At 47.5% G+C, this 7,363-nt stretch carries 4 protein-coding genes and 1 CRISPR repeat array; all 4 genes read left to right on the top strand.

The annotated features are described in order from the left end of the window. Positions 1 to 4: 4 nt before the first annotated feature. A CRISPR array of direct repeats spans positions 5 to 1,304; the repeat unit is 36 nt; unit sequence CTTTCCGAAACCACTTCCCCGCAAGGGGACGGAAAC. Positions 1,305 to 1,608: 304 nt separating this feature from the next. Next, a complete protein-coding gene (gene btpA / locus WBA89_RS30240; RefSeq protein ID WP_424411365.1) occupies positions 1,609 to 2,496 on the top strand; it encodes a photosystem I biogenesis protein BtpA in 888 nt (295 codons plus the stop codon). Positions 2,497 to 2,514: 18 nt separating this feature from the next. After that, positions 2,515 to 2,709 carry a hypothetical protein gene (locus tag WBA89_RS30235; protein ID WP_424411364.1) on the top strand — a complete coding sequence of 65 codons (195 nt, stop codon included), beginning with the start codon at positions 2,515 to 2,517 and terminating at the stop codon, positions 2,707 to 2,709. Then, complete coding sequence (locus tag WBA89_RS30230; RefSeq protein ID WP_424411363.1) at positions 2,706 to 3,632, top strand: vitamin K epoxide reductase family protein; 927 nt, start codon at positions 2,706 to 2,708, stop codon at positions 3,630 to 3,632. The genes WBA89_RS30235 and WBA89_RS30230 overlap by 4 nt, the downstream gene beginning before the upstream one ends. 902 nt (positions 3,633 to 4,534) lie before the next feature. After that, positions 4,535 to 6,673, top strand: coding sequence for a CHASE2 domain-containing protein (locus tag WBA89_RS30225; protein ID WP_424411361.1), 2,139 nt, complete (start codon positions 4,535 to 4,537; stop codon positions 6,671 to 6,673). Positions 6,674 to 7,363: the final 690 nt, after the last annotated feature.

Here is a 7,363-nt window from a genome sequence, read left to right as displayed (position 1 = left end):
TTACCTTTCCGAAACCACTTCCCCGCAAGGGGACGGAAACCCATCATTACTGTTTGGGCATTAACCCCAGAGGTAGCACTTTCCGAAACCACTTCCCCGCAAGGGGACGGAAACAGCTACTGTTCTTACATTAACGTCTGGAGGGACGCTTGGAGCTTTCCGAAACCACTTCCCCGCAAGGGGACGGAAACTTTTTTGTCGCAGACGATTACTGTCAAACCTTTATCTTTCCGAAACCACTTCCCCGCAAGGGGACGGAAACGTTTCTGTTGTATGATACCCTTCGGCATCGGACCGCGTCTTGCTTTCCGAAACCACTTCCCCGCAAGGGGACGGAAACAATTCATCTTGGCTATCAGTTACCCAAATTGATAAATCCTTTCCGAAACCACTTCCCCGCAAGGGGACGGAAACAATTAAGGTAAACCAACCTCACACTTTGGTTAAAGTTTGCTTTCCGAAACCACTTCCCCGCAAGGGGACGGAAACGTTAACAGAAGGAAGATTGAAACAAAGCTCTAACCAGGCTTTCCGAAACCACTTCCCCGCAAGGGGACGGAAACCCCTCATACTTAGTGGCCAACATTGGCACACCTTCAACCTTTCCGAAACCACTTCCCCGCAAGGGGACGGAAACTTGGCTTCGGCTTCGATTTCTTCACGCGATCTTGGATCAGTCTTTCCGAAACCACTTCCCCGCAAGGGGACGGAAACTGAAGTGTCTTGGTCTGGGCAAGGATGAGCTTTGCTTTCCGAAACCACTTCCCCGCAAGGGGACGGAAACATTCCTTGGCGGGAATCCCCCGCATCTTTTCCTTTTCCTGGCTTTCCGAAACCACTTCCCCGCAAGGGGACGGAAACCCTAATGGCATAGCAGCCAAAAGAAGAAAAATGAAACTTTCCGAAACCACTTCCCCGCAAGGGGACGGAAACAGTTGCATTGTCAACATCTTTGAAAAATGTGATACATTCTTTCCGAAACCACTTCCCCGCAAGGGGACGGAAACTTTCCTAAGATACCTAAAGCGATCCCTACGATGCTGGCTTTCCGAAACCACTTCCCCGCAAGGGGACGGAAACTTCATGGGAATACCCTTTTGTACCGGGTCCGTCCCGGCTTCACTTTCCGAAACCACTTCCCCGCAAGGGGACGGAAACTGTAATCAACTAGGGAAGCATCTATCATACCAATTACCTTTCCGAAACCACTTCCCCGCAAGGGGACGGAAACGTAAATTACCTCCTTAAGCAAAAACTGGAAAAACAATCTTTCCGAAACCACTTCCCCGCAAGGGGACGGAAACAGGAGGAGTAGGGGGCGAGAACCCGTGTAAGGCGCGGATACACCCGTCTGGCTTCGCCGAGTTTTATCCGAGATATGGCAGATCCGCACCCGGAGGATTAACATCACACAATTCCCGCTGCTACTGCACTTCATCAACCTGGAACCTGCTGTATTTTCCTCAAAAAATCCCGGTTTCTGAGCAAGTGCCGCTAACTCCAAATCTAAAATCTCAAATGGATTCGCCTCTGTGGATATAGAATTCTAGAATATACCGTCAAAATCCGCCGGCAGCCGTAGCGTCAACTTGGTGGTTTCAGGAAACCGTGGACTTAAAACAAATATTCAAAACGCCGAATCCCATAATCGGTGTCGTACATTTACAGCCTTTGCCAACTTCCCCCCGCTGGGGGGGGAACCTCAAAGCTATTATCGGAAGAGCCGAACAAGAGGCTACAGCGCTTGCTTCGGGCGGCGCACACGGTATCATTGTCGAGAACTTTTTCGACGCTCCTTTTGCCAAAGACAGCGTAGATCCGGCTGTTGTCAGCGCCATGACTCTGGTAGTCGAGAGGCTGACAAATCTTGTCACGCTGCCGATCGGCGTTAACGTACTGCGAAACGACGCCCACAGCGCGATCGCCATCGCCTCCTGTACGGGAGCTCAATTCATCCGCGTCAACGTCCTCAACGGCATCATGGCTACAGATCAAGGCTTAATCGAAGGCCAAGCTCACCAGCTAATGCGCTACAGGCGAGAATTGGGCAGCGATGTCAAAATATTAGCAGACGTGTTAGTCAAGCACGGGCGACCCCTGGGCAGCCCCAACTTGACCACAGCAGTTCAAGAGACGATCGGGCGCGCTTTAGCCGACGCCGTAATCCTTTCCGGCTGGACAACCGGCAGCCCTCCCAATCTCGAAGACTTAGAACTCGCCAGCGCTGCGGCGGCTGGAATTCCAGTTTTTATCGGCAGCGGCGCCTCGTGGGAAAACATTTCCACCTTGATGCAGGCGGCCGACGGCGTAATTGTGTCGAGCTCCCTGAAGCGAAACGGGCGCATCGAACAGCCGATCGATCCCATCCGCGTCAGTCAATTTGTAGAAGCCGCCCGCCGCAGCTTTTCCGAGAAAGAGCTCGAACAAGAAAACAAAAACGCCAACGGATCGAGAGGGCCCGCACCGGAACCGGGCAAAATCAGGAGTAAAAAGTAAAATAGGAATTGTTGGCAGTTGGCAGTTGGCAGTTGGCAGTTGGCAGTTGTTAGTAGGGGCGGTGCCAAGAGTGCCCGCCCTCTTAACAGCCAACAGTCAACAGTTAACAGTCAACAGCCAACAGCCAACAGTCAACAGTTAACAGTCAACAGTCAACAGTTAACAGCCATCAGTCAACAGTCAACAGCCAACAGTCAACAATCAAAAAAATGATTCGCCGACGTTCAACCCCTTGGATTCATCGCTGGTCTAGGACTGTGATGGCAGCGATCGCAGCCATCGGCGTTCTAGAAACGGCCTATCTGACGATCGCTAAATTCACGACAGGTTCAGTCCTTTGTCCCACCAGCGGCTGCGACAAAGTGCTCAACAGTCCCTACGCTACCGTCTTTGGCACAGTGCCTTTAAGTTTATTAGGTTGTCTGGCATACCTGAGCATCGCAATTCTGGCCTTAGCTCCCAAAGCCGTCAATCCCGACACCAACAAACGGCTGCATTCTCAACTAGAAAACTGGACTTGGCAAGCCCTATTTATCATCACCGCTGCGATGGTAATTTTCAGCAGCTATTTGATGTATTTGATGGCTTTTGAAATTCAGGAATTGTGCATTTACTGCATCAGTTCTGCCGTGTTTTCCCTGTCGCTGTTCGTGCTGGTGCTAGTGGGCCGCGAGTGGGAAGATATCGGACAGTTGGTGTTTACAGGCATTTTGGTGGTGATGGTAAGTTCGATCGGCGCTTTGGGACTTTACAACAGCGTCAGCTCACCCGCTCCTTTTGTTTCTTCTACCCCCGGAATTCTACCCCCTGCCGTCACCACAACCTCCGGCCCCGCCCAAATTGCTTTAGCCCGCCACCTCCGACAAATTGGCGCTAAAGAATACGGCGCTTATTGGTGTCCCCACTGCCACGATCAAAAAATGCTGTTCGGCAAAGAAGCAGCCAAAATAATTGATTATTTTGAATGCGATCCCAGAGGACAAAATTCCCGCGCTGAAATTTGCCAAGCTGCTGCTGCGAATGTTAAAGGTTTCCCGACTTGGGAGATTAATGGTCAGTTTTATTCGGGGACGCAAACTTTGGATAAACTCGCTGATTTATCCGGTTACACCGGCCCCCGCAACTTTCAAAACTGACAGGAAAGCTTGAGGTTTTAGAGAGCAGATTTTGGATTTTTTGTGCAGGAAACACATCAGGCTTTTTCACTCGGTTTATCGCCGTCTAGTGCTGCCAAATAAATCTAAAATCTCGCCTCTAGAATCCCTACAAAACACAGTAAAAATTATATCCATTTCATAAAATAGTTCTACAGTTAGTCTGTCTGTTTTAAAGATAAAATTTTCTTCTTCAGAATTCATATTTGTTTGTAGCTGCACTTTATGAAATTGGTATTGCAGACACCCTTTACGATTGAACCGCGAAGACGCAAAGAACGCGAAGAGAAGAGGAAAGACAAGAGTCAGAAAATAAATTGGAGTGGCAAACTCGGATTTGGCACAATACCAATTTCATAAAATATTGCTACAGTTAGTCTGTCTGTTTTAGACATCGAACTTTATGCGGCATAATTCGTATTTGTAGCGGCACTTTAGGAAATTGGCATTAGTTAGATCGAAGAAGTTTAAAACAAGTTGCGGCTCTCTAATACGATCGGCGAATATAGCAATCCTCGTATCATTTGTATAATTTATTGTAGGAGAAATCCCCAGCTCGGTTGCCCCGATCGATCGCGGATAGGCACTCTTAGCACTACCCCTATAAATTTTGTGAATCATTTAGAATTGCTATAAATACTAGGAATTTTACACAAAAACTCTCACAACCGGGTTTCAGCTTCCAGACTCATTGGTGAAATGACATATTTTGGTTGAGAAACCCGGTTTCTGCTGGTGCAGCCCACATTCCGCACCAAAAAATCTAAAAATTGGATAATCAAAAATCAAAAATCGACTCGCCCGCACCGAAAAATCAAAAATCAAAAATCAAAAATCGATCGATCGCCCCGAAGATATAAAAGCTATATGTAGTAGTAGCTTAGATGCTCCAAGCGCGAGGCAAAAATTCCCAAAATATGCTAAAAACTATCAAAAAATGGGTCGATCGAGAACGCCGAGTATTGATAACTGCCAGTGCCGTTGCCGGTACGGTGATTGTACTGCGCTGGTGCGGATTTTTGCAGGTGTGGGAATGGACTGCTTTCGACCGCTTTGTCCGCTGGCGGCCAGCCGAACCCATTGACTCGCGCATCACCATTGTCGAAATCAAAGAAGCTGACTTGCAAAAATACGGCTACCCAATCTCCGATGCTGTATTGGCTCAATTGCTGCAAAAATTGCAGGCTGCTTCGCCGCGGGCGATCGGCCTCGACATTTACCGAGATTTGCCCACTCAACCGGGTAACGCCGAATTGCTCAAAACTTTTAAAACTATTCCCAACTTAGTCGGCATTGAGTTGATGCCGGACGAAACCAGGATTGGAGTTCGGCCGCCTCCGGTACTTGAGGAGTCCTCGCGCGTCGGTTTCAACAACGTTGTCATCGACGCTGACGGTAAAGTGCGCCGAGCTTTGCTCTACGCTTGGCCCGGAGACGGCAAAACTCATGAAAGCTTCGCGCTCAAACTCGCTTTGCTTTACCTGGAGCGCGAAGGGATTTCCCCTCAACCAGCAAAAGTCAATCCTAAATACTTGCAGTTGGGCAAGGGGGTGTTTCGACCTTTTGAGCCGAATGACGGTGCTTACGTGCGAGCTGACAGCCGCGGCTATCAAATTCTCGCTAATCTGCGCGGCTCGATCGGCAGTTTCCCCACTGTATCGATGAGCGACGTGCTTTCTGGTAAAGTACCTGCTGATTTTGTGCGATCGCGCGCTGTCTTGATCGGCTCAAATGCCTCCAGCCTCAAAGACTTTTACCAAAATGCTTACAGTTCCGGTTTGTTTGCTCCTCCCCAGCAAATACCGGGAGTCGAGCTTCAGGCTCATTTCTTGAGCCAAATTTTGAGTGCTGCCCTCGACGGGCGCGGAAGTATCAATGTCTGGCCCGAAGCTGCGGAGTTGCTGTGGATTTTACTGTGGTCTTGGATTGGAGCAACTGTGAGCTGGAACTTGCGATCGCTAGGGCGATCGGCTTGGTGTTTGTCAAGTATCTGTCTCGGTTTGAGTGCCAGTTTATACTTAGCCTTTTTAGCCGGTTGGTGGCTGCCGTTAATTCCTGCAATCCTCAGTCTTTTGGGTTCTGGCGTGGCAGTTGTGGGTTATCTGGCTCACTTGCAAGAAGAACTAAAACGCTCTAAAGAATTTTTACAATCGCTCATCGATACAATTCCCGACCCGATTTTTGTCAAAGATATAAATCACCGCTGGGTTGTTTTAAATCAAGCATACTGTCGGTTTATCGGCTATCCTTTGGAAATTTTAACCTGCCGCACAGATTACGATTTATTTCCCCCAGCCCAAGCAGATATATTTTGGCAGCAAGACGAATTAGTATTGCAAACTCACCAGCCGCGAGAAAATGAAGAATATTTTACCGACGCTCACGGCATTACACATTGGATTGCAACTAAAAGAACCCTGCACAAAGATGCTGCCGGCAACCTATTTTTAGTCGGAGCTATCAGAGATATTACCGAGCGCAAACTCCGGGAAGATGCCTTAGAACAAAAAAATGCTGAACTCAGCCACCAAGCTTCTCACGATGCTCTTACAGGTTTGCCCAACCGCAAAATGTTTTACGAATGTTTGCATCAGTCTTTAGAAAAAGCTTCCAGCAATCAAGACTTGGTAGCTTTACTATTTTTAGATTTAGATGGATTTAAGTCGATTAACGACACTCTCGGACACAATGTGGGCGATTTGCTCTTAAAAGCAGTTGCCACCAGGCTCAAAAAATGCTTGCGCGGCAGCGATATTATCTCGCGGTTGGGCGGCGACGAGTTCACAGTCATTCTGCACGCAATTCCCGGTCGCGAAGAAGCTGCGAAAGTAGCTGAAAAAATTTGCGATGCCATCGTGCAGTCTTTTATTTTAGAAGAACATACAGTTTGTGTAACTACAAGTATTGGGATTAGTTTGTATCCAATTGACGGTCAAGAGTCAGATGTTTTAGTCAAAAATGCCGATGCTGCGATGTACAGTGCTAAGAAACGGGGGAAAAATCAATATCAATTTATTGAGTAATTTGTCATCTGTCAACAGTTATCTGTCCTTAGATAGACTTAGCGGTGGGGGCATCTCTACTGGATCGCTGTCAACAGCCCGAATTGTCGGGGCGAGCCACCCGGAGTTTATTACAATTATTAGATAGACTTATAAAAAGTATGAAAATTATGACAGCAAATTGTTGTCTCATCTAAATCGGGACTGAGGCAAAAAATAGTTTTATTGACTACCTAGAATGGTAAGGCTCCATAGAGGTCACACCCTACATATAGAGCAATCCTCGCATCATTTTCAATAACTGGTTAAGAGGCTAAGAGCCTAGGAATCGATGTCACTTTTGAAGAGCCTCCTGCGAAAATGGAGGCTCTTCCTCGCCCCAGAAGCGTTACCAGGCTCTGCCTGGTAACGAGTGGAAAAGTAGCGCTAGATATTACCCCCCCCAACCCCCCCTTACCAAGGGGGGGGGCTAAAACTTCATCCATGCCACATCTTTAGAAAAATGGTATCAGTGCTAATTAAAAGATTCAAAAACTGAGCTAGAAGACCAAATTTAAATCGCCAAAAAGCCTTTATTTATAATCTTTTACGTAAGTTCACGAAATTTAAGTAAAGAAAATGTAAAGATATCAGTGTAAATACGGAAATTGATAGATATAATTAGGTTGTACAGACGTGCATCTACTTCGGTGATTTGAATAAGGCTATAAA

This window comes from Microcoleus sp., from assembly GCF_049646505.1.
Classification (GTDB): Bacteria; Cyanobacteriota; Cyanobacteriia; order Cyanobacteriales; family Microcoleaceae; genus Microcoleus.
This window is presented reverse-complemented; position numbering and strand designations above follow the sequence as displayed.

Coding starts and splice junctions, on each gene's coding strand:
- WBA89_RS30230 (WP_424411363.1), top strand. CDS start 2,706: ATGATTCGCCGACGTTCAACCCCTTGGATTCATCGCTGGTCTAGGACT.
- WBA89_RS30225 (WP_424411361.1), top strand. CDS start 4,535: ATGCTCCAAGCGCGAGGCAAAAATTCCCAAAATATGCTAAAAACTATC.